The following is a 22498-nucleotide window of genomic DNA, read 5'->3' on the forward strand; positions in this document are numbered from 1 at the left end:
GTAAGTGTATATAATAGCAGCTATACTAGGCTTTAGTTTACTTATAATAGTCCATGAATTAGGACATTTCATTATGGCTAAGGTAAATGGAATAAAGGTAGAGGAATTTTCAATAGGGATGGGCCCAGAGGTTTTTTCTCATAAAGGAAAAGAGACACAATATTCATTAAGACTATTCCCTATTGGGGGTTATGTTAAGATGTTAGGTGAGGAAGAAGTTATTGAGGATGAGAGAAGTTTCTCTAGTAAATCGCCAATAAGAAGGATTTCAGTTATCCTTGCTGGAGCAACTATGAATATACTTTTTGCATTGGTAATATTTACAGTGTTTTTCTTCAATAGAGGATTTAGCACTCAAACAGTAAGTAAGGTAGTAGAAAACTCGCCAGCATTTGAATCAGGATTGCAAGCAGGAGATACGATACTAAAGATTGATGGTTCAAAAGTTTTTACTCCTAGTGATGTCTCTATAGGGATTCAATTATCAAAGGGAGATAATGTAAATCTATTGGTAGATAGAAATGGGGAGAAAAAAGAATTATCTATTACCCCTAAGTTAGTAGAAGATAATGGAAGTCAAGTATATCAAATCGGATTTTATTATTCTGCTGTAGAAAAACCTACAATAGGAGAATCGATTAAAGCGACATTTAATGAAACAATATCTTTGGTTGGGCAGACATATAAGAGCTTAAAGCTATTAGTAACAGGTAAGCTTAACTTTAAAACTGATGTAGGAGGACCTGTGACTATAATAAAAATATCAGGTCAAGCAGCTAAAAGTGGAATATATACACTAGCATATTTCTTAGCGTTTATAAGTATAAATTTAGCAGTATTTAATTTATTACCATTCCCAGCTTTAGATGGAGGGTGGACAGTTATTTTACTTATAGAATTGATAACAAGAAGAAAGGTTCCAGATAAAATAGTTGGAGCTGTAAATTATGTTGGGTTTATGATTTTAATAGGATTTATGATAATAGTAACATTAAAAGATATAATTTTCCCAGTTAAACTTTAGGAGATGAAAATATGGAGAGAAAATTAACGAGAAAAGTTAAGGTTGGAAGTGTTTATGTTGGTGGAGATGCACCAGTAAGTATTCAATCTATGACCAATACAGATACAAGAGATGTAGAATCAACTTTAGATCAGATAAGAGCATTACATGTAGCTGGATGTGAAATAATAAGATGTGCAGTTCCAGATATGAAGGCAGCAGAAAGTTTAAAAGATATATGTGCAAATTCACCTATGCCGGTAGTAGCAGATATACATTTTGATTATAGGTTAGCACTTAAATCAATAGAAAATGGTGTATCTGCAATAAGATTAAATCCAGGTAATATTGGAAGTGTAGAAAGAGTTAAAATAGTAACTGAAGCAGCAAAAGAAAAAAATATTCCAATAAGAATTGGAGTTAACTCTGGATCTTTAGAAAAAGATATCTTAGAGAGAGATGGAAAACCAACAGCAAAGGGGTTAGTGGAATCGGCCCTAAGACATGTAAAGATATTAGAGGAATTAGATTTTTATGATATAGTAATTTCAATAAAATCTTCAGATGTTCCTATGATGATAGAAGCATATAGATTAATGAGCCAAAAATGTAATTATCCACTTCATTTAGGTGTAACTGAATCTGGAACAGTATTCAGAGGAACAATAAAGTCAACTTTAGGAATAGGCACATTATTAGCTGAAGGAATTGGAGATACAATTAGAGTATCATTAACAAGTGATCCTATAGAAGAAATAAAAGTTGCAAAAGAAATGCTTATTGCATTAGGGTTAAGAAAGCAAGGTATGACTTTTGTATCTTGTCCTACATGTGGAAGAACACAAATTAATCTTATAAAGATTGCAGAAGAAGTTGAAAAAAGGCTTGAAAATTGTGATAAGAATATAAAGGTTGCAGTAATGGGGTGTGTTGTTAACGGACCAGGAGAAGCAAGGGAAGCTGATATAGGAATTGCTGGAGGAAATGGAGAAGGATTAATCTTCAAAAAAGGAGAAATAATTAAAAAGGTTAAGGAAGATGAATTAATTCAAGAGTTAATGAAAGAAATAGAGAAACTTTAATAAACAGAGGATACATTTTAAACTTTAAAATGTATCCTTTTTTTATTATTATAAAAATGTAGAGAGGAAGATGATTAGTATGATTACTAAAAATATAGATGATATAAAGATAGGACTTGTTTTATCAGGGGGAGGAGCTAAAGGTGCATATGAAGCTGGTGTTTTTAAAGCTATAGAAAGTTTAGATATAGCTAAAAATATATCGGTTGTATCAGGAACCTCTATAGGGACTGTTAATGGATTAATGTTCTTAATGGATGATAGCGATATAGTAGAGTCTAGCTGGGCTAGTGTAAATTATTCAAGATTTATTTTAAATGAAGATAGTGTAAGAAATAAAAATATAACTGATGCTATAAAAAGAATATATACTGGTGAAAAAGCTACAATAGAAACTTTATTTGCTAGACAAGGAGATATAGGGTTATTATCTCAATCAGGAGTTAGACAATTTATAGAGGAATATATAAATTTAAATATTATAAAAGAGTGTAGTAGGACTATATATGCATGTGCTTATAATATTGGATTAGAACATCCAGAGTATTTTAAGTTGAATGATTACTCAAATGATGAAGCAATAGATATAATATTAGCATCATGTGCAATTCCTTTTATTTTTAAACCAATAAAGATTAATGGATACAAATATGCAGATGGAGGAATTAATAATCCTAAATATGCAAATAAAAATGCTGATAATGTACCAATAAAGCCTATTATTAATCATGATTGTGATTTGATAATAGTAATTTATTTATCTCATAGAGATAAAATTGATAAAAAGTATTTTGAAAATAATAATATAGTTGAAATATATCCTTCAGCTCATTTAGAAACAATTCAAGGTATTGGAACAATAAATTTAAATCAATCTACATTGAGTGACAGGATAGATTTAGGGTATAGAGACGGCTTAGTTGCTTTATCACCTATTGTAGTAGCTTTATTAAAAGGAAAGAGTATTAAAAATTTAATAGAGACACATAATGAAAGTAATAAGATATTATTGAATAAATTTAGAATGTTTAATTCATAAAGGTATACTTAGAAATTAATACAAGTTTTAAATTTATTTAAGAAAAATAAAATTGTGTTATAATAATGTAGTTGCTTATTTATAAAGTTGATTGGGGGTGCAATATGAGCGAAGATGTTTTAAAAAAGTTAACCCTTGAAATAAATAAACATGAAAGCTTAGAAGATAAAGATCTTAAAATAATAAAATTTCAATTTTTAAAAAAGAGTAATATATTGAAAGTTGTTTTAAGAGGAAAAGAAAAATTAGCTATAGAAGAGGAACAGTTAATAAAAAATATTATATGTAAAACTCTTAGAATAAAAATTACTGTTGAAGTAATTTTCTATAGAGATGCTAGTGATATAAACTTAGAAGAAGTTATAGAAGAACACTGGGTAGAATGTATATCAGATATAATTAAAAAGACGCCTCTATGCAGGACATTATTATTAAATTGCAAGAAGGTAGTAAAAGATAATAAGGTTTTAGTGCTTAATGGTTATGATAAACTTACGGAACATTTAAATTCTAAAGATGGTAGTAAAAATATAGAAAATAGCATAAGACTTATTTTTGGAATTAATTGTAGGGTTGAAGTGAAGTTTGATCAATCGATGGAGGTAGTAATATCTCCAGAAGAAGCAGCGAGAAAAGAAAGAGAATTAATAGCTAAAGCTATGTCAGATAGGGCTAAAGAGGTTAGTTCAGCACCACAAGCTGCTAAACCTAATAAGCCAGCAGAGAAGAAGCCTTATGAGAAGAAGGAAAATACATATAAAAGAGAAGCTAAAGCAGAAAATGCTATCTATGGTAGAAATATTTCTATTGAAGCTACTGCTATTAGAGAAATAAATGAGACTTCCGGATATGTTGCTGTACTTGGAGAAGTATTTAAAGTGGAAACAATGGAAACAAAAACTGGAAAAATAATATTAACTTTCTTCATAACAGACTTTACAGGATCTATAATAGTTAAATGCTTCTTAAAACCTCAAGAGAAAGATGAAGTTCTTGATAACATTAAAAAGGGACTTTATTGTAAAGTAAGAGGAGAAGCTGTATATGATTCTTATGCAAGAGAAGTTGTCCTTATGGGTAGAGATATCTTAAAGATGAAGAAGATAGAAAGAATGGATGGAGCAGATGAAAAAAGAGTAGAGCTTCATTGTCATACGACTATGAGTGCTATGGATGGGGTTACCCCTGTAACTAAGATAATTGAAAGGGCTGCGAAATGGGGACATCCTGCAGTAGCAATTACAGACCATGGTGTTGTTCAAGCTTTCCCTGATGCTCAAATTGCTGCTAAAAAAAATAAAATTAAAGTGCTATATGGAGTTGAAGGATATTTAGTAGATGATGGTGTTCCGTTAGCTCTAAATGAAAAGGGACAAAATCTTGATGATACATATGTTGTTTTTGATTTAGAAACAACAGGATTTTCACCTAAAAACGACTCTATAATTGAAATTGGTGCTGTTAAGATAAAAAATGGAGTAATAATAGATAACTTTAGTGAATTTGTAAATCCTAGAAGAGCTATACCGTATAAGATAACAGAATTAACAGGAATAACAGAAGATATGGTAAGAGATGCAAAAAGTATACATGATGTGCTTCCAAGATTTTTAGAGTTTATTGGAGATGCAGTTGTAGTTGCACATAACGCTAGCTTTGACTGTAGCTTTATAGCTAAGAATAGTAATGATTTAGGGTTAGAATTCTCACCTACAGTAGTTGATACAGTACAGGTTTGTAGATTCTTATATCCTGAATTAAAGTCTGTAAAATTAAATTTAGTAGCAAAGTATTTAGGAATTAAACTTGAAAGTCATCATAGAGCAGTAGATGATGCTAAGGCTACGGCAGATATATTATTAGAGTGTATTAAAAAGATAAAAGAAGAGCTAGAAATAGAAACTTTATTAGAATTAAACAAAGTTTTCTTAGAGAAAGTAGATATAAAGAAATTGCCAACTTATCATATTATTATATTAGCTAAAAATCAAGAAGGTATAAAAAGCTTATATAAACTTGTTTCAGAGGCTCATATAGATAACTTTTTTAGAAGACCGAGAACTAAAAAGTCAAAGCTTATGGAAATGAGAGATGGTTTGATAATTGGAGGAGCTTGTGAGGCAGGACAAATCTATAGGTCTGTAATTGGTGGACAAAGTGATGAAGAAATTAAAGAGATAATGAGTTTTTATGACTATGTGGAGATTCAACCTATAGAAAATAATGCATACCTTATAGAAAAAGGAAATGTTAAGGATGAAAATGAGCTTAGGGAAATTAATAGGAAGATTTATAACCTGGCAAAGGAAATAAATAAACCGACAGTGGCCACTGGAGATGTTCATTTCTTAGAACCTTATGATGAAGCTTTTAGACGTATAATAATGGCAGGGCAAGGTTTTGGTGATGCAGATAGTCAGCCACCGTTATATTTTAAAACTACTGAAGAGATGTTAAAGGAATTTTCATATTTAGGTAGTGAAATTGCAAAAGAGGTAGTAATTAAAAATCCACAAGCAATAGCAGATTCTATAGACGTTGTAAAACCTATACCGGATGAAACCTATCCACCTAAAATTGAAGGTGCTGATGATGATATTAGAAATATGACTATGAACAAAGTACACTCAATTTATGGAGAGAATTTACCAGAAGTTGTTCAAAAAAGATTGGACAAAGAATTAAATTCCATTATTAATAATGGATATGCTGTGCTTTATCTTATAGCACAAAAGTTAGTAGCGAAATCATATTCTGATGGTTATTTAGTTGGTTCAAGAGGATCAGTTGGGTCTTCATTTGTTGCTACTATGTCAGATATAACAGAAGTTAATGGGTTACCACCACACTATGTATGTCCGAAATGCAAAAAGTCACATTTCTTTTTGGATGGATCAGTAAGTTCAGGGGCTGACTTAGATGATAAAGATTGCCCTGATTGTGGAGTTCCATATATTAAAGATGGTCATGATATTCCTTTCGAAACCTTCCTTGGTTTTGAAGGTGATAAGGAACCAGATATAGATTTAAACTTTTCTGGAGATAACCAAGGTGATATACATAAATATACAGAAGTATTATTTGGAAAAGGGTATGTATTTAAGGCAGGTACAATAGGTACAGTAGCAGAGAAAACTGCTTATGGATTTGTTAAGAAATACTTAGATCAAAAAGGTATTCAGGTATCTCAAGCAGAAATAGAGAGGTTGACAATCGGATGTACTGGAATTAAAAGAACTACAGGCCAACATCCCGGGGGGATTATGGTTGTACCTAATTATACTGAAGTATATAATTTTACACCAATACAAAGACCAGCAGATGATTCAACTTCAGATGTTACAACAACACACTTTGATTATCACTCAATATCAGGTAGATTACTTAAGTTAGATATACTTGGGCACGACGATCCGACGGTGCTTAGAATGCTTCAAGATATTACTGGAGTAGATCCTAAGACTATACCGTTGAATGATAAAAAAGTACTATCGTTATTTACATCACCAGATGCTTTAGGAGTTACTAAAGAAGAATTAGGATGCGAAGTTGGTTCGTATGGGTTGCCTGAGTTTGGTACTAAGTTCGTAAGACAAATGCTTGTAGACACTCAACCACAAACTTTTTCGGACTTAGTAAGAATATCAGGACTTTCGCATGGGACTGACGTTTGGCTTAATAATGCTCAGTATTTTATCAAAGAAGGTTATACAACACTTAGAGATTGTATAGCAACAAGAGATGATATTATGGTCTATCTTATGTATAAAGGTGTAGAACCTAAAACTGCTTTTACAATAATGGAAAGTGTAAGAAAAGGTAAAGGGCTTACTGAAGATTTTGAGAAGACCATGAAAGAAAATAATGTTGAGGATTGGTATATAGAAAGTTGTAAGAGAATTAAATACATGTTCCCGAAAGGTCATGCCGTTGCGTATGTAATGATGGCTGTTAGAGTTGCTTATTTTAAAGTTTATTATCCGCTTGCTTATTATGCAACATATTTTACTGTAAGAGGTGCAGATGACTTTGATGCTGATTTAATATGTAAAGGTGAAGGGGCTATACATGCTAAGTTACAAGAGTTATATTCCCTTGGAAATAATGCAACTGTAAAAGATAAAGGATTAATTACAGTGCTTGAATTATCTTTTGAAATGTATAAGAGAGGATTTAATATGCTAAAAGTTGACTTGTACAAATCTGATGCAACGAAATTTTTAATTATTGATAATGCTTTAAGACCTCCATTGAGTTCACTTCAAGGGGTTGGAGTTAATGCTGCTAAAGCTATAGCTGAGGCGAGAGTTAATGGTGAATTCATTTCTAAAGAGGATTTAAGACTTAGAACGAAGGTTTCTAAAACTGTTATTGAGACATTAGGTAATCATGGATGTTTAGAGGGAATGTCAGAAACTAACCAATTATCATTATTCTAAAATATACATACTAAAGACTAATTGAAAAAAATTTTTCAATTAGTCTTTTTTACTATATATGAACAATTAGCAGTGAATAAACATAAAATATTTATAAGCAATATCAAGGGAGTTAAATGTGAATTATAGTAATTTTTATAATTTGATAGGTCTTAATCAAGAAATAAATAGACTACAAAGACAAGTAAGTTTAGGGTGGGAAAAAGAGTTTAGAACTTTGAAGTGGTTAGGTTTAAATGATGGTATGAATATATTAGACTTAGGAGCCGGACCTGGTTTTTTTTCAGAGCATTTACTAGAGAATTTGCCAAATTGCAAAGTGACTTTATTAGAGCCAGATGCTGATTTAATGAATTTTGCTAAAGATAATTTAAGTAAGTATGAAGGTAGGGTTAAGTTCAAAGAAGAATCTGTATATAATAACACTCTTCAAGAAGAAAAATATGATTTTGTTGTAAGTAGATTTGTATTTCAGCATCTAGAAGATCCTATAGCTGCAAGTAAGGAAATTTATAGGGTATTAAAATATGGTGGAATAGTATCAGTTATAGATTCAGATAGAGGAATATGGGGAATAAGTGAGCCAGATATATTAAAGAATGAAAGAAATATATTAGGACGCTTAGAGAAAAAAACTAGATGGAATAGAGAAGTTGGAAGGAAACTTCTAAAAATATTAAAGCTAGGTGGGTTTAATGGATTAGATTTTGAAGCAGTAGCTATTCACAGTGATATTGTTGGAGTTAATAGTATTGCGGGAGAAATGAATATTACCAATGAGGATATTAAAAACTTATCAAGAATAAACCCAAAATTGGCTCAGCTGTTAAAACAAAGTAAAGATATGATTAGTTCAAAAAATACAATAGTTATTCTAATAAATTTAATTGCTAAAGGTGTTAAAGGGTAGTTTATATAATAAATTATAAGGCTTAAAAAGAATAAATATATCTTCTTAAGCCTTTATTTTAATTACCCCACCATTTAGGTAACATTATTTTATAGGTTGGTTCTTTGTAATCATAGGACTTAAAGTCATAGGAACCAAACAATGACATACTGTATATTATGTTGCTTATTAAATTAAGTTGTAGAAAAACTAAAAGTATAAAAGTTAACTTTTTCATTTTAATATCTCCTTATATATTTATTAAAAAACTAAAATTATATTATTAATAGTATTAGTAATAAAGTGACATATTATAAATATAAAAAGTATAAAATTTTTAATAAGAATTAAATTATAAGAGGAGTAGTAAAAATGAAAAAAAGAGATCACAAAATAGAAAGTAAAAATAAGGATGGGTTAAATAGTAAAGAAAAAATAGATTCGACAGTGGCTTACAGAAATTATTATCCTAATGACAAGAAAGTATAAACGTTATATAGTATAAGTGATAAAATTTAGAAAAAGTATATAAATTGAAGGAATAGGACATAATTTTGAAGGATTAGATGTCTTAGAAAAACTTATAAAGAGTACATAAATTAATTTAAAATTAAAATTTTAATATAATATAAAAAACGCTATTGCAATTATTATATGCAATAGCATTTTTTTATGTTCTAAAATCAAATTTTGTTGAACATTTTTTACAAGTAACTACGATATTTCCTTTTCCTCTTGGTAATCTTAGTTTTTGCTTACAGTTTGGACATTTTGTAATCTTATAATTTTTCTTTTCGTTTACCCAATAATTAAAGTTTTTAAATACTTTAGAAAGATTGCTTAAGTTATAAACAGGTAAATTATAAGGGATAGATTTTCCAAACTTTGATAATAACTTATTTGTGTAAGTGTAGAATATATTGTATTCTTCTCTTCTTTTATATATTTTTTTTGAAAAAGCTCTATAAAAAGCAAATACTAATAATATAATAGAAAAAACTCTAGTAATATCCCATATATTAAAAATACAAGATATTAAAATAAGGAATAATGAGAGTAAATCTACTCCATAAGTACCTTCTAAAAATTTCATATAATCACTCCTAAAATCTTTAATTAGATATATTATAGTATAAAAATGTTTTTGGGACAATTTCTTATACTGAATAAAAAGTTAATAAATAATTAATTTTAATAGGAATGATGTAATTAGCTTAAGTATTAAGATATTTCAATATCCTTAGTTAGATCTGATAATACATTGCTTACTGAAGTGATTGAGTTAATTCTATGTGCATTTGAACCACAAAATACTAATCCATTATCTATATCACCTTTTACGGCTGCAATTAATGCTTCTGAGATACAATAAGGGGTAGTAGCAGGGGTACAAGGAATTAAACAATTGTAACATTTTCTTACTGGTACATTTTCTACTTTTAAAGTTTCAGTAAGTTTATTTTTTAAAGCTCTACCAGGCATACCAACAGGACTTTTTACTAATTCAATATCATTTTTATTACTATTTATGTATGCATTTTTAAAGTTGATATGAGCATCACACTCATGAGTAGCAACGAAACGTGTAGCTACTTGAGCCCCGCTAGCACCTAAAGATAAGTATTTTTTTAAATCATCAGAATCAAAAACACCACCGGCAACTATAACAGGAATTTTTTTGTTAAATATTTTTTCGAAGTTAGATACCTCTTGAATAACTTCTTTGATATTTTGGTCAAAATTTTCTATTTCATGTTCTAATTTATCTTTTTTAAAGCCTAAATGTCCACCAGCTAGTGGACCTTCGACTATTATAGCATCAGCAGTTTTATTATAATGTTTATACCAATACTTTAATATAACATTAGTAGCTTTAGCTGACGAAACTATAGGTGCTATTTTGATTAAGTTTTCACCTATAAATTCTGGTAGTTTTAATGGTAAACCAGCGCCAGATATGATTAAATCTGCACCACCTTCTATAGCTGCTTTAACATGTTCTTTATAATAATTTGTTGCAACCATTATGTTCACGCCAATAATTCCATTAGATGAAATTTCTTTAGCTTTTTGTATATGTTTCTTTAAACCTCTTATATTTGCCTCGGTAGTATTCTTTTCGAAATCCTCTTCCATATAACCAGCATGAGCAGCAGATATTACACCTATAGCACCATGTTTTGCAACATTACCAGCTAAGTTAGATAATGATACACCCACTCCCATACCTCCTTGTATTATAGGTAATTTTGTTATTAAATCTCCAATTATTAACGGTTTAATTTTCATAATAAACTCCTTTAAATAAAATAGTTTGATAATCAAAGCAATAATGACATTATAGTAGTATAATTCAAAAAAAACAAGATATTTAAAAAAAATATTAATGTTGACAATATTTGAAAAAAGTATTATCATACAAATAATTTGATATTCAAAATATTTGATATCGAATTAAATAAAATGAGAGAAGAGGACTGATATGAAAGGAGTTAAGATAGTCGGTATAGGGCACTATTGCCCAAGTAATGTAGTTAGTAATGAATATATATCATCCTTAGTTGATACTTCTGATGAGTGGATAGCAAAAAGAACTGGTATTAAAGAAAGAAGAATATCAGACGGGGAATCTACAGTAGACCTTGCAGTTAAGGCTAGTGAAGAGGCATTGAAAAATAGCGGATATACTACAGAAGATATTGACTTAATTATAGTAGCCACTACTTCACCAGATAGAATAATGCCGTCTACAGCTTGTAGTGTTCAAGAAAGACTAGGGTGTATAAATGCAACAGCTTTTGATATATCAGCAGCATGCTCAGGTTTTGTATATGGGCTTATAATAGCTAATAGTTTACTTAAAACTAATGAAAAATTTAGAGCCTTAGTTATCGGAGCAGAGGTTTTATCAAGAATTGTAGATTGGAAAGATAGAAATACTTGTGTTTTATTTGGAGATGGAGCAGGTGCTGCGGTTTTAGAAAGTAGCGATGACTATGGAATTATTAGCACTTTCTTTGGATCAGATGGAGCTAAAGGTGTTAAAGCCCTAACTAGTACAAATCTTTCTTTAAATAATCCGTTTGTAAAAGAAAGTGATGATGAAAAAAGATATATAGAAATGGAAGGTAGAGAGGTATTTAAATTTGCTGTATCAGTAATACCAACCATAGTAAATAATCTTTTAGAAAAATCAGGAGAAAAGATAGATAATATAAAATATATAATACCACATCAAGCGAACTCAAGAATTATTGATGAGGCTTCAAGGAGATTAGGAATAACTAGTGATAGGTTTTATATAAACCTAGAGAGATACGGAAATACTTCTTCAGCAAGTATACCAATAGCACTAGATGAAATGATAAAACGGGAACTTATAAAAAAAGGTGATAAAGTAATTTTAGCTGCTTTTGGTGGAGGATTAACCTGGGCAGGAACATTAATTGAAATTTAAAAATAAAAAAGTAATTTGAATTTGGAGGAATTTATTATGATATTTGAAAAAATTAGAGGAATAGTAGCAGATCAATTAGGGATAGAAGAGGAAAACATAACTTTAGAAACAAGCTTTATAGAGGACTTAAATGCAGACTCATTAGATTTATTCCAAGTTATTATGGAATTAGAAGATGAATTTAATGTGAAAGTAGAAGACGTTGAGAAGATAAAGACTGTAGGAGATGCAGTTAAATTTGTGGAATCTGTAACAAAATAATAGATTGGAGTATATTTTATGAAAAATGATATCTGTAAAATGTTAGATATAAAATATCCGATCTTCCAAGGTGGGATGGCTTGGGTTTCAGATAGTTCTTTGGCTTCAGCAGTTTCAAATGCTGGAGGGTTAGGTATAATTGCAGGGGCAACAGCTCCTGTAGATTATATAAGAGAAGAGATAAGAAAAACAAAAGCGTTAACAGATAGACCTTTTGGTTTAAACATAATGCTACTTTCAGATAATGCAGAAGAGTTAGCTAGGGTTGCTGTTGAAGAAGGTGTTAAGGTTATAACAACTGGAGCAGGGAATCCAGGAAAGTATATGACTATGTGGAAAGAAGCTGGGATTAAGGTTATTCCTGTAGTTCCATCAGTTGCGTTAGCTAAAAGAATGGAGAGAGCTGGGGCGGATGCTGTTATAGCAGAAGGATGTGAATCTGGAGGGCATGTTGGGAAATTAACAACTATGGTATTAGTGCCACAAGTAGTTGATGCAGTAGATATTCCTGTAATAGCAGCGGGAGGAATATGTGATGGAAGAGGAATAGCAGCAGCTTTTGCACTAGGAGCAAGAGGTATTCAAATGGGAACTAGATTTTTAGTTTCAGATGAGTGTACAATTCATGAAAATTATAAGAATGCTGTTATTAAAGCTAAAGATATAGATACTGTAGTTACTGGAAGAATTACAGGGCATCCAGTTCAAGTAATAAAAAATAAATTAGCAAGAGAGTTTTTGAAATTAGAATCTAGTAATGTATCTGCAGAGAAGTTAGAAGAGTTAGGAAGAGGAGCACTCAGAAGAGCTGTAAAAGATGGAGATGTAGATAATAGTTCATTAATGGCTGGTCAAATAAGTGGAATGGTTACTAGAAAACAAAATGTTAAAGAAATAATTGAAGAGATATTTGATGAGTATGAGGAACTTAGAAAGTCCTTATAAAATTAGGAGGACATATGAGGATAGCATTTGTATTTTCAGGGCAAGGTGCTCAATATGTAGGAATGGGAAAAGAATTATATGAAAATTTCCATGAAGCAAAAAATATTTTTGATAATGCTAATGAAATATTAAAGTTTGATTTAAAAAACTTAACTTTTAATGGAGAAGTTGAAGAATTGAACATAACAGAGAATACTCAGCCGGCGATACTGACTACATCTATTGCTGCGTTAGAGGTGTTAAAAAGTAATGGGATTGAAGGAGAAGTAGTTGCTGGATTAAGTCTTGGTGAATACTCAGCGCTTGTTGCAGCCAAAGCTTTATCTTTTAAAGAGGCTGTAGAATTAGTTAAAAAAAGAGGGAAGTATATGCAGGAAGCCGTACCTTTAGGTGTTGGTGCTATGACTGCTATTATGGGATTATCTATAGAAAAAATAGAAGAAGCTTTAGAAAAGTCTAAGGATAAAGGTATAGTTCAAATAGCTAATTATAATACATGCAATCAGATTGTAATTGGTGGAGAAGTAGGGGCTGTAAATTTTGCATCTAACCTTTGCCTAGAATATGGAGCAAAGAGAGCTATAAGTCTTAAAGTATCTGGTCCATTCCATACTGAATTATTAGAACCAGCATCAGTTAAATTGAAAGAAGAGTTTGAAAATATAAGGTTTAATTCAATGAAGATACCTGTTATAAGCAATGTAACTGCAGATGTAATACAAAAGGAAGAGGATATAAAAGATATTCTTATAAAGCAAGTCAAATCTTCAGTTAGATGGAGAGAAACAGTAGAAAAAATGCTTAGTATGGGTATTGATACATTTATAGAGATTGGGCCAGGAAGAACATTAAGTAGTTTTATTAAAGAAATAAGCAGAAGTAATAAAATTAAAGTGAATATATTTAATGTTGAGGATATTAAATCTTTAAATAAAACTTTAGAGGAAGTAGGTAGTTTAAATGCTTAAAAATAAAAATGCAGTTATTACTGGAGCTACAAGAGGAATTGGAAGAGAAATAGCTATAACTTTAGCTAAAAATGGAGCTAATATAGCTATAAATTATAGAAAAGAAAATGAAGAGTTAAATAGTTTAGTTAATGAATTAAAAGAATTAGGTGTAGATGTATTTACAAAAAAATGTGATGTAAGCAATGGAGAAGAAGTTGATGAATTTATTAAAGAATCAAAGATGAGCCTTGGGAGCATAGATATTTTAGTTAATAATGCTGGGATAACTAAGGATGGGTTAATTCTTAGAATGAAAGAAAATGATTTTGATTCAGTAATAGATGTAAATTTAAAGGGAGTGTTTAATACTACCAAAGCTGCTTCTGGAATTATGATGAAACAAAGATACGGAAAGATAATAAATATATCTTCAGTAGTTGGTTTATCAGGAAATGCAGGACAATGTAATTATGCTGCATCAAAGGCTGGTGTAATAGGATTTTCTAAATCAATTGCAAGGGAACTAGCGACAAGAAATGTAAATGTAAATGTAGTTGCACCAGGATATATAAATACAGATATGACAAAAGATTTGCCAGAAAAAATTAAGGAAAATATAATTCAAAGTATTCCTATGAAAAAGATAGGAGAGCCAAAAGAAGTAGCAAACCTAGTATTGTTTTTAGCTTCTGAGCTGTCTGACTATATTACTGGGCAAGTAATTAGTGTTGATGGTGGAATGGTGATGAACTAGAAGGGAGTTTCTTATGAAAAGAAGAGTAGTAGTTACAGGAATAGGAGCAATAACTCCAATAGGAAATTCAGCAAATGAATTTTGGAATAATATTAAAAAAAATAAAAATGGTATAGATCAAATTACTATTTTTGATACAATAGATTTCAAAGTTAAATTAGCTGCTGAAGTTAAAAACTTTAATGTAGAAGATTATATAGGGAAAAAAGAAGCAAAGAGAATGGATAAATACACTCAATTTGCAGTTATAGCATCTAATGAAGCTGTAAAAGATAGTAAGCTTGATTTAGATAATATTGATAAAGAGAGAATTGGAGTTATATTTGGAAGTGGTATAGGTGGAATAGGTACTATAGAAAATCAAATTAATACATTAAAAGATAGAGGACCTAACAGAGTATCACCACTTACTATACCAATGGGAATTGCAAATATTGCAGCAGGAACAATAGCTATAGAACATGGAATTTTAGGTAGTTGTTTAAGCTTAAATTCTGCTTGTGCGACATCTACTCATGCCATAGGAGAAGCATATAGAAGTATTAAAGATGGGTATTTAGATGTAATTATAGCTGGAGGATCTGAAGCTTCAATTACACCTTTTGGAATTGCGGGATTCCAATCACTTACTGCTTTAAGTAGAAGTGAGGATAAATGTAGAGCATCTATACCTTTCGATAAAGATAGAAATGGATTTGTAATGGGTGAAGGTGCTGGCTCATTAATTTTAGAAGATTTAGATAGTGCTTTAAAAAGAGGAGCAAAAATATATGCTGAAATAGTGGGATATGGTACTACCTGTGATGCATACCATATTACTTCTCCAAGTAGTGATGGAGATGGAGCTGCGAGAGCTATGATTCAAGCAATGAAGGATGCAAATATATCGTCAAATAGTATAGGGTATATAAATGCTCATGGAACATCTACAGAGATTAATGATAAGGTAGAAACTTTAGCAGTAAAAAAGGCTACAGGAGAAGATTATAAGAATATATATGTAAGTTCTACGAAGTCTATGACGGGGCATCTTTTAGGTGCTGCAGGGGCGATAGAGGCTATTATATCAATTAAATCACTAGAAGATGGATTTATTCCACCAACTATAAATTATGTAAATCAAGATGAAGAATGTGATTTAAACTTAGTTGTTAATCATGGAATAAATAAAGAATATGATTATGCAATGTCAAATTCTTTAGGATTTGGAGGGCATAATGGAACCCTTATATTTAAAAAATGGAGGGAGAATTTATAGTGCTAGATTATAACAAGATAAAAGAGTTAATAAATGAAATTGATTCATCTAGTATAAGAGTTTTTGAACTTGAGAATGATGGTTTTAAGCTGAAACTAAGTAAAAATGATGAATCAAAAGTAAAGGAAATAAGCAGAAGGGAAGAAAGTAAACAAGATGAAATTGATTTTAAAACTACTACAAAAAGAGAATTAAAGGAAGTAGGAGTAGAAGATAAAATTAATAATTCTGTAGATATAGATTTAAAAGAAGTTAAATCACCTTTAGTAGGTACATTTTATTCATCTTCAATACCAGGGGGGAAACCTTATGTAGAAGTTGGAACTAAGGTAAAAAAAGGAGATGTACTTTGTATAGTAGAAGCTATGAAAATCATGAATGAAATAACTTCAGATTTTGATGGTGAGATAATTGAAATATTAAGAAAAGATGAAGATATAGTAGAGTTTGGTATGACTATATTTAAAATTAAATAGTCTAAGGAGATTATATATGGATATAAAAGAGATTATGGAGATAATTCCACATAGATATCCTTTTCTTTTAATAGATAAGGTTGAAAGCTTAGAGGGAAATAAAATAGTTGCAACAAAAAATGTTACTATGAATGAATATTTCTTTCAAGGTCATTTTCCAGTAGAGCCAGTTATGCCTGGAGTATTAATAGTTGAAGCCTTAGCTCAAGCTGGTGCAGTTGCTCTTTTAACAAGAGAAGAGTTTAAAGGGAAAATAGCTTATTTTGGTGGAATAAATAATGCTAAATTTAGAAAGAAAGTTGTGCCAGGGGATACCTTAACTTTAGAAGTTGAATTAACTAAAATAAGAGGGGTAGCAGGCATTGGTAAAGGAATAGCATATGTAGATGGTAAAAAGGCTTGTGAAGCTGAATTAACATTTATGATTGGCTAAGATGAAGAGGTGTTTTATGATAAGAAAGGTATTAATAGCTAATAGAGGTGAAATTGCTGTAAGAGTAATAAGAGCTTGTAAGGAAATGGGTATAAAGACTGTTGCTATATATTCTGAAGCAGATAAGGAAGCTATGCATACTCAGTTAGCTGATGAGTCTATTTGTGTTGGTACTCCTAAATCAAAAGACTCCTACTTAAATGAAAGCAATATAATAAGTGCTGCAGTAATAACTAAGTGCAATGCAATTCATCCAGGATTTGGTTTTTTGTCCGAGAAAGCAGAATTTGCTGCAATATGCGAAGAATGTAATATTAAGTTTATAGGACCGAGCAGTGATGTAATAAATATTATGGGTAACAAATCAAAAGCTAGGGAAATGATGAAAAAAGCTGGAGTACCTATTGTGCCAGGAAGCGAAGGGTTAATTAAGTCTTTTGAAGAAGCTAGAGTAGAAGCTAAAAGAATTGGTTATCCAGTTATGATAAAAGCTTCAGCTGGCGGAGGTGGTAAGGGAATTAGAATAGTTAAAGAAGAAAGTGAACTAGAAAATTCTTTTTTTACTGCTAAATCAGAAGCTCAAGTAAATTTTGGTGATGATTCAGTATATATGGAAAAATTTATAGAGAATCCTAGACATATTGAATTTCAAATACTTGCAGATAGTTTTGGAAATGTAGTGCATTTAGGTGAACGTGATTGTTCAGTTCAAAGAAGAAATCAAAAGTTATTAGAAGAAGCACCATCATCTATTCTTTCTGATGAATTAAGAGATAAGATGGGAAGAGCGGCTGTAGATGCTGCCAAAGCAGTAGGGTATACAAATGCTGGAACAATTGAGTTTTTAGTAGATAAACATAAGAACTTTTATTTTATGGAAATGAATACTAGAATACAGGTAGAGCATCCAGTAACAGAGATGGTTACTTCAGTAGATATAGTTAAAGAACAATTGAGAATAGCTAATGGTGGAGAACTATCAATAACTCAAGAAGATATAAATGTTAAGGGACACTCTATAGAATGTAGAATAAATGCAGAAAATCCTAGTAAGAACTTTGCTCCTTCTCCTGGAAAAATTGGATTTTTAAATTTGCCAGGGGGAAATGGTATTAGAGTAGATACAGCAGTATATCCAGGATATACAATTCCACCAGTATATGATTCTATGATAGCTAAGGTTATAGTTCATGGAAATAATAGAGAAGAGGCTATAAATAAAATGATTAGAGCTTTAGATGAGTTTGTAATAGAAGGTGTTGAATGCAATATAGATTTTCAAATAGATATATTGAATAATAAGAAATTTAAATTAGGCATTTTTGATACTTCATTTATAAGCACTGAATATAATTTATAGTATGGTGATCAATATGGGTATTTTTAAGAAAAGACAGTATGGAATAGTAAATTTAACTAAAGAAGAAGCGGTAGATATACCGGTAGTACCAGATGGCACATGGGTTAAATGTGATAGTTGTGGGAAGATATTATATAAAAAAGTCTTAGAAGAAAATTATAAAATTTGTAATCATTGTGGTGGATATTTTAGATTAGGTGCTTTTGAGAGAGTTGATCAAGTTTGTGATAAAGGATCTTTTGAGGAATTTAATAGTGGTATATCATCAAGAAATCCTATGGATTTTGAAGGATACGATAAAAAGCTAAAGAGTAATAGAGAGAAAAGTGGACTAACTGAAGCAGTAATTACAGGTAAGTGTAAAATAAATGGAATTAAAAGTATAGTTGCAGTAATGGATTCGAATTTTCTTATGGGAAGCATGGGAATTGCTGTAGGCGAGAAAATTACATTAGCTATTGAAAAGGCTACAAGAGAAAAGTTACCTATAATTATATTTACTACTTCAGGAGGAGCTAGAATGCAAGAGGGGATTTTCTCGCTTATGCAGATGGCTAAAGTAAGTAGTGCAATTGCAAGGCATAATGATGAAGGGCTTTTATATATAACTGTTTTAACAGATCCTACAACAGGCGGAGTTACAGCAAGTTTTGCTAGCTTAGGCGATATTATTTTAGCAGAACCAAAAGCATTAGTTGGATTTGCTGGTAGAAGAGTAATCGAAGGAACTATAAAAGAAAAGCTACCTGATGACTTTCAAAGTGCAGAATTTCTTTTAGAAAATGGATTTGTTGATAAAATTGTTAAAAGAGAAGATATGAAAATAACCTTATATAAACTTTTAAAGCTTCATGGATATAAGGAGAGTCGTTATGAGTAAAAAAGTTAAAGTTTGGAGTAGAGTTGAAATAGCAAGAATGATTCAAAGACCTACTACACTTCAATATATAGATAAGATTTTTGAAGATTTTATAGAGCTTCATGGAGATAGGGGATACAAAGATGATAAGGCTATAGTAGCAGGGCTAGCCTTTTTAGAAGATGAGCCAGTTACTGTTATTGGAATGCAAAAAGGAAAAGATTTAAATGAAAATATAGAGAGAAATTTTGGGTCTCCTCATCCCGAAGGTTATAGAAAGGCTTTAAGATTTATGAAACAAGCAGAAAAGTTTAATAGACCTATTATTTGTTTTATAAATACAGCAGGAGCTTATTGTGGCGTTGAGGCAGAGAAGAGAGGGCAAGGAGAAGCTATAGCAAGAAATCTGATGGAAATCTCTACTATTAAAGTTCCTATAATATCAATTATAATTGGAGAAGGTGGGAGTGGTGGAGCACTTGCATTAGCTGTTGGTGATAGAGTTTGGATGTTGGAAAATTCAGTATATTCAATTTTGTCTCCAGAAGGTTTTGCTTCAATATTATTGAAGGATTCAACAAAATCAAAGGAAGTTGCTGAAACTATGGGAATTACATCTTATGAGCTTTTAGATAGAAATATAATTGAAAAAGTTATTAAGGAGCCTAAAGGTGGAGCACATAATGATTTAGAAAGTGTAGCACAAAATATAAAAGAAGAGATAATAAAGGAATTAGAAATATTAAAGAATAAAACAGTAGATATTCTTTTAGAAGAAAGATATAAAAGATTTAGAAGTTTCTCTTAAAATCTAAGAGAAACTTCACCAGAGTAAATCTGTTTTGATTTATTATTAGTATCTTTTACTAATAGGCTTCCGTCATTCATAACATCGATAGGAGTTACAATTTCATATGTATTATTATAATGTAAGCTAACTTTTTTGTTAAGGACACAAGAGTTAGCTTTATAATTTTCTATTATACACTTTATCTTATCATCTGTGAGCTTATAGTATAAGCTATTAAAATTTTTTAATATAACATTTAAAATATCAAATCTATTAAAGTCTTTATTATATGAAATTTTAAGAGAGGTGGCTTTATCTTGAAGCTCTGGATCAAAGTCATTCAAAGAGAGATTAACATTAATACCTATACCTATAATAAGATATTCTATTTTATTGTTTGATAAATTACTTTCTGTTAAAATTCCACATACTTTTTTATCTTTAATAAAAATATCATTAGGCCATTTAATACTAGATTTAATACCAAATTCCGATAAGGATTCATAAATAGCAGTGGCTGTTAAAAGTGGAATAGAACCTAAAAATTTAGGAGGAAAGTTTGGTTTTAATAAAATAGAAAACCACAATCCGGCACCTTTAGGAGATGTCCAACTTCTACCTTTGGTTCCTCTTCCGCAGCTTTGTGTATCACTTAAAACCACTGTGGGATTAGAAAAATCTTCTTTAGCTAATGTTTTGCAAAAGTTATTTGTTGAATCTATTTCTTCAAAAAAATAGAATTCAGTATTAGGATATAGTATTTTAAACTTATCTAATTCAGTATTTAAAATATTATTCATAATTAAATCTCCTTATCTTTAGATTATAGACATATCAATTATTGTTTAAAACTGAATTTATAAAAATATTAACTAAAAAAGGATCAAATTGAGTACCAGAACAACGTATTAATTCAGCTATAGCGCTTTCTTTAGTCATTGGCTTCTTGTATGGACGTTTGCTAGTCATTACGTCGTAAGCATCTACAATTGATATTATTCGTGATATCAAAGGTATTTCATCTTCTTTCAGACATAGAGGATAACCAGTACCATCCCATTTTTCGTGGTGACATAAAACACATTTAGCGACGTTTTCTAGCTCTCCCATAGCTTGAAGTATCCTATACCCTTTTTCAGAATGAGTCTTCATTATTATAAATTCATCATTTGTTAATTTATCAGGTTTTAAAAGAATTTCTTCATTTATACCTATTTTTCCTATATCATGAAGCTTAGCAACTAGAAAAAGCTCATCTAATTCTGAAGCTTTAAAGTTAAGTTTAACCCCTAATGAATATGCATAGGTAGTTACTCTCTCTGTGTGTTCTTCAGTTTCTGTATTTTTTTCTTGAAGGCTTTTTATTAATGAGTCAGTAATAGAACTTCGTATACTTTTTTTATCTAATAATTTTCTTCTATATACCTTTTCCTCTACTTCTTTTATACATTCATAAATATTCTGGGAAGTGGAGTTTTTTACCGATTCCCCTAAGGCTATACTTAATTGAATAAACTCATAATCGTAATGTTTACATTTATCTAAAATTTCTTTCATTATGTTTTCACATAATTGTTCACTACAGTTTGGTAGAAGAATCATAAACTCATCTCCACCCCAACGGAAAACTGAACCCCTATTTGAACATACATCTCTTAATACATTTGAGATGCTTTTGATAAGTTTATCTCCTTCTAAGTGACCTAAGGTGTCATTAACTAATTTTAAGCCGTTAACATCTCCCATGATTATTCCAAGTGGGAGATATTTTTCTTGGTTATACTTATTTAATTTTTCGTCGAAGCTAGAGCGGTTATATAGACCTGTAAGAGAGTCGGTATAACTTAGATATCTAAGTTTATTTTCTAGTTTTTTTCTTTCTGTTATATCTCTAGATAGTCCTACAATCCCCCATACTTCACCGTCTTCATTAATAACAGGAACCTTAAGATTTTCTTCAAATCTAACATCACCATCTTTATATGATATGGAGTATTGAGCAGATTTTGCTTTTTTAGTTCTTATTATCTCTTTATCTTGTTCAATAAACTTTTTGGCTGTTTCTTTATTGGGGTAAATTTCCAAATCAGATTTTCCTATTAAATCATAAACTCCTAAATTGGCGTAAAAGTCACTGAAGTTTTTATTATATCCTATAAACTTGCAATCTTTATCTTTATAGAATATAGCTTCTGGTAAGGAGTCGATTATAGTTTTTAATATATCCTTTTGTTTTTTTAATTCTACTTGTCTTTTTACTTTATCATTTATAGGTAATATAATTCCAGCTATTAAATATATTTCGTTATTTAAATTTAATATAGGAAACATTATACATTCAACAAAAGTATTTCCTACATTTCCGCTGAAGGTTAAAGTTTTCTTTTCAGAGATACATTTTCTTATTTGATTGTCATATAAAGAAGAGACTTCTTTTGGAAAAACTTCTTTATTTGTTTTACCTAATGTATCAGTAAGTTTAATATTATATAAATTCTCATAA

General features: G+C 30.4%; 21 protein-coding genes. 16 read left to right on the forward strand and 5 right to left on the reverse strand.

Translation table 11 applies throughout. From position 1 onward, the window contains the following. The first annotated feature begins 4 nt into the window (after positions 1-4). From H8S20_RS06250 to H8S20_RS06270, 5 genes are all read left to right on the forward strand, one after another. Positions 5-1024, forward strand: coding sequence for a M50 family metallopeptidase (locus tag H8S20_RS06250; protein WP_032118159.1), 1020 nt, complete (start codon positions 5-7; stop codon positions 1022-1024). Between the two features lie 11 nt (positions 1025-1035). Continuing rightward, positions 1036-2085 carry a flavodoxin-dependent (E)-4-hydroxy-3-methylbut-2-enyl-diphosphate synthase gene (gene ispG / locus H8S20_RS06255; protein ID WP_032118160.1) on the forward strand — a complete coding sequence of 350 codons (1050 nt, stop codon included), beginning with the start codon at positions 1036-1038 and terminating at the stop codon, positions 2083-2085. Positions 2086-2164: 79 nt separating this feature from the next. After that, positions 2165-3124, forward strand: a complete 960-nt coding sequence (locus H8S20_RS06260; RefSeq protein ID WP_243177535.1) for a patatin-like phospholipase family protein — start codon at positions 2165-2167, stop codon at positions 3122-3124. Positions 3125-3228: 104 nt separating this feature from the next. Continuing rightward, positions 3229-7563 carry a PolC-type DNA polymerase III gene (locus H8S20_RS06265; RefSeq protein ID WP_186859561.1) on the forward strand — a complete coding sequence of 1445 codons (4335 nt, stop codon included), beginning with the start codon at positions 3229-3231 and terminating at the stop codon, positions 7561-7563. 118 nt (positions 7564-7681) lie between these two features. Next, complete coding sequence (locus tag H8S20_RS06270) at positions 7682-8473, forward strand: class I SAM-dependent methyltransferase (RefSeq protein ID WP_186859562.1); 792 nt, start codon at positions 7682-7684, stop codon at positions 8471-8473. A 58-nt stretch (positions 8474-8531) separates the two neighbouring features. On the opposite strand, the gene H8S20_RS06275 is transcribed toward H8S20_RS06270, so the two are convergent. The 3 genes from H8S20_RS06275 to H8S20_RS06285 form a co-directional block, all read right to left on the reverse strand. Beyond that, a complete protein-coding gene (locus H8S20_RS06275) occupies positions 8532-8690 on the reverse strand; it encodes a hypothetical protein (protein WP_186859563.1) in 159 nt (52 codons plus the stop codon). Positions 8691-9122: 432 nt separating this feature from the next. Beyond that, positions 9123-9545: a zinc ribbon domain-containing protein gene (locus tag H8S20_RS06280; RefSeq protein ID WP_032118162.1), complete on the reverse strand. Its 423-nt coding sequence runs from the start codon at positions 9543-9545 to the stop codon at positions 9123-9125. A 128-nt stretch (positions 9546-9673) separates the two neighbouring features. Next, complete coding sequence (locus tag H8S20_RS06285; protein WP_186859564.1) at positions 9674-10741, reverse strand: NAD(P)H-dependent flavin oxidoreductase; 1068 nt, start codon at positions 10739-10741, stop codon at positions 9674-9676. Positions 10742-10934: 193 nt separating this feature from the next. Between H8S20_RS06285 and H8S20_RS06290 the strand changes: the two genes are divergently transcribed. From H8S20_RS06290 to H8S20_RS06340, 11 genes are read left to right on the forward strand one after another with little or no spacing between them, the layout of a single operon-like run. Further along, complete coding sequence (locus H8S20_RS06290; protein WP_032118164.1) at positions 10935-11909, forward strand: beta-ketoacyl-ACP synthase III; 975 nt, start codon at positions 10935-10937, stop codon at positions 11907-11909. A 36-nt stretch (positions 11910-11945) separates the two neighbouring features. Further along, a complete protein-coding gene (gene acpP / locus H8S20_RS06295) occupies positions 11946-12170 on the forward strand; it encodes an acyl carrier protein (protein ID WP_032118165.1) in 225 nt (74 codons plus the stop codon). 18 nt (positions 12171-12188) lie between these two features. Beyond that, the gene (fabK, locus tag H8S20_RS06300; RefSeq protein WP_032118166.1) at positions 12189-13115 is read left to right on the forward strand and encodes an enoyl-[acyl-carrier-protein] reductase FabK; all 927 of its coding nucleotides are present in this window, start codon (positions 12189-12191) and stop codon (positions 13113-13115) included. 14 nt (positions 13116-13129) lie between these two features. Beyond that, entirely contained in the window at positions 13130-14083 is a 954-nt protein-coding gene (gene fabD / locus H8S20_RS06305; RefSeq protein WP_032118167.1) for an ACP S-malonyltransferase, read from the forward strand. Beyond that, positions 14076-14819 (forward strand): 3-oxoacyl-[acyl-carrier-protein] reductase, encoded by a 744-nt coding sequence (gene fabG, locus H8S20_RS06310; protein ID WP_032118168.1) that lies wholly within the window; start codon positions 14076-14078, stop codon positions 14817-14819. The genes fabD and fabG overlap by 8 nt, the downstream gene beginning before the upstream one ends. Positions 14820-14832: 13 nt before the next feature. Then, on the forward strand, positions 14833-16077 hold the full coding sequence (gene fabF / locus H8S20_RS06315; protein ID WP_186859565.1) for a beta-ketoacyl-ACP synthase II: 1245 nt from the start codon (positions 14833-14835) through the stop codon (positions 16075-16077). After that, positions 16059-16553: an acetyl-CoA carboxylase biotin carboxyl carrier protein gene (gene accB, locus H8S20_RS06320; protein ID WP_032118170.1), complete on the forward strand. Its 495-nt coding sequence runs from the start codon at positions 16059-16061 to the stop codon at positions 16551-16553. Before fabF ends, accB begins: the two co-directional genes overlap by 19 nt. 16 nt (positions 16554-16569) lie before the next feature. After that, complete coding sequence (gene fabZ / locus H8S20_RS06325; RefSeq protein ID WP_032118171.1) at positions 16570-16986, forward strand: 3-hydroxyacyl-ACP dehydratase FabZ; 417 nt, start codon at positions 16570-16572, stop codon at positions 16984-16986. Positions 16987-17002: 16 nt separating this feature from the next. Continuing rightward, complete coding sequence (locus tag H8S20_RS06330; RefSeq protein WP_186859566.1) at positions 17003-18346, forward strand: acetyl-CoA carboxylase biotin carboxylase subunit; 1344 nt, start codon at positions 17003-17005, stop codon at positions 18344-18346. A 13-nt stretch (positions 18347-18359) separates the two neighbouring features. Next, positions 18360-19226 carry an acetyl-CoA carboxylase, carboxyltransferase subunit beta gene (gene accD / locus H8S20_RS06335; protein ID WP_186859567.1) on the forward strand — a complete coding sequence of 289 codons (867 nt, stop codon included), beginning with the start codon at positions 18360-18362 and terminating at the stop codon, positions 19224-19226. Then, positions 19219-20013: an acetyl-CoA carboxylase carboxyltransferase subunit alpha gene (locus H8S20_RS06340; RefSeq protein WP_436231592.1), complete on the forward strand. Its 795-nt coding sequence runs from the start codon at positions 19219-19221 to the stop codon at positions 20011-20013. Before accD ends, H8S20_RS06340 begins: the two co-directional genes overlap by 8 nt. Here H8S20_RS06340 and H8S20_RS06345 read toward each other — a convergent pair. Next, positions 20010-20795: a biotin--[acetyl-CoA-carboxylase] ligase gene (locus H8S20_RS06345; protein ID WP_186859569.1), complete on the reverse strand. Its 786-nt coding sequence runs from the start codon at positions 20793-20795 to the stop codon at positions 20010-20012. The genes H8S20_RS06340 and H8S20_RS06345 overlap by 4 nt on opposite strands. 34 nt (positions 20796-20829) lie before the next feature. Next, positions 20830-22498: sensor domain-containing diguanylate cyclase/phosphohydrolase (locus tag H8S20_RS06350; protein WP_186859570.1), on the reverse strand; the 1669-nt coding region annotated here is incomplete at its 5' end.

Source organism: Clostridium hominis (assembly GCF_014287825.1).
In the GTDB taxonomy this organism is placed as follows: domain Bacteria; phylum Bacillota; class Clostridia; order Clostridiales; family Clostridiaceae; genus Clostridium; species Clostridium hominis.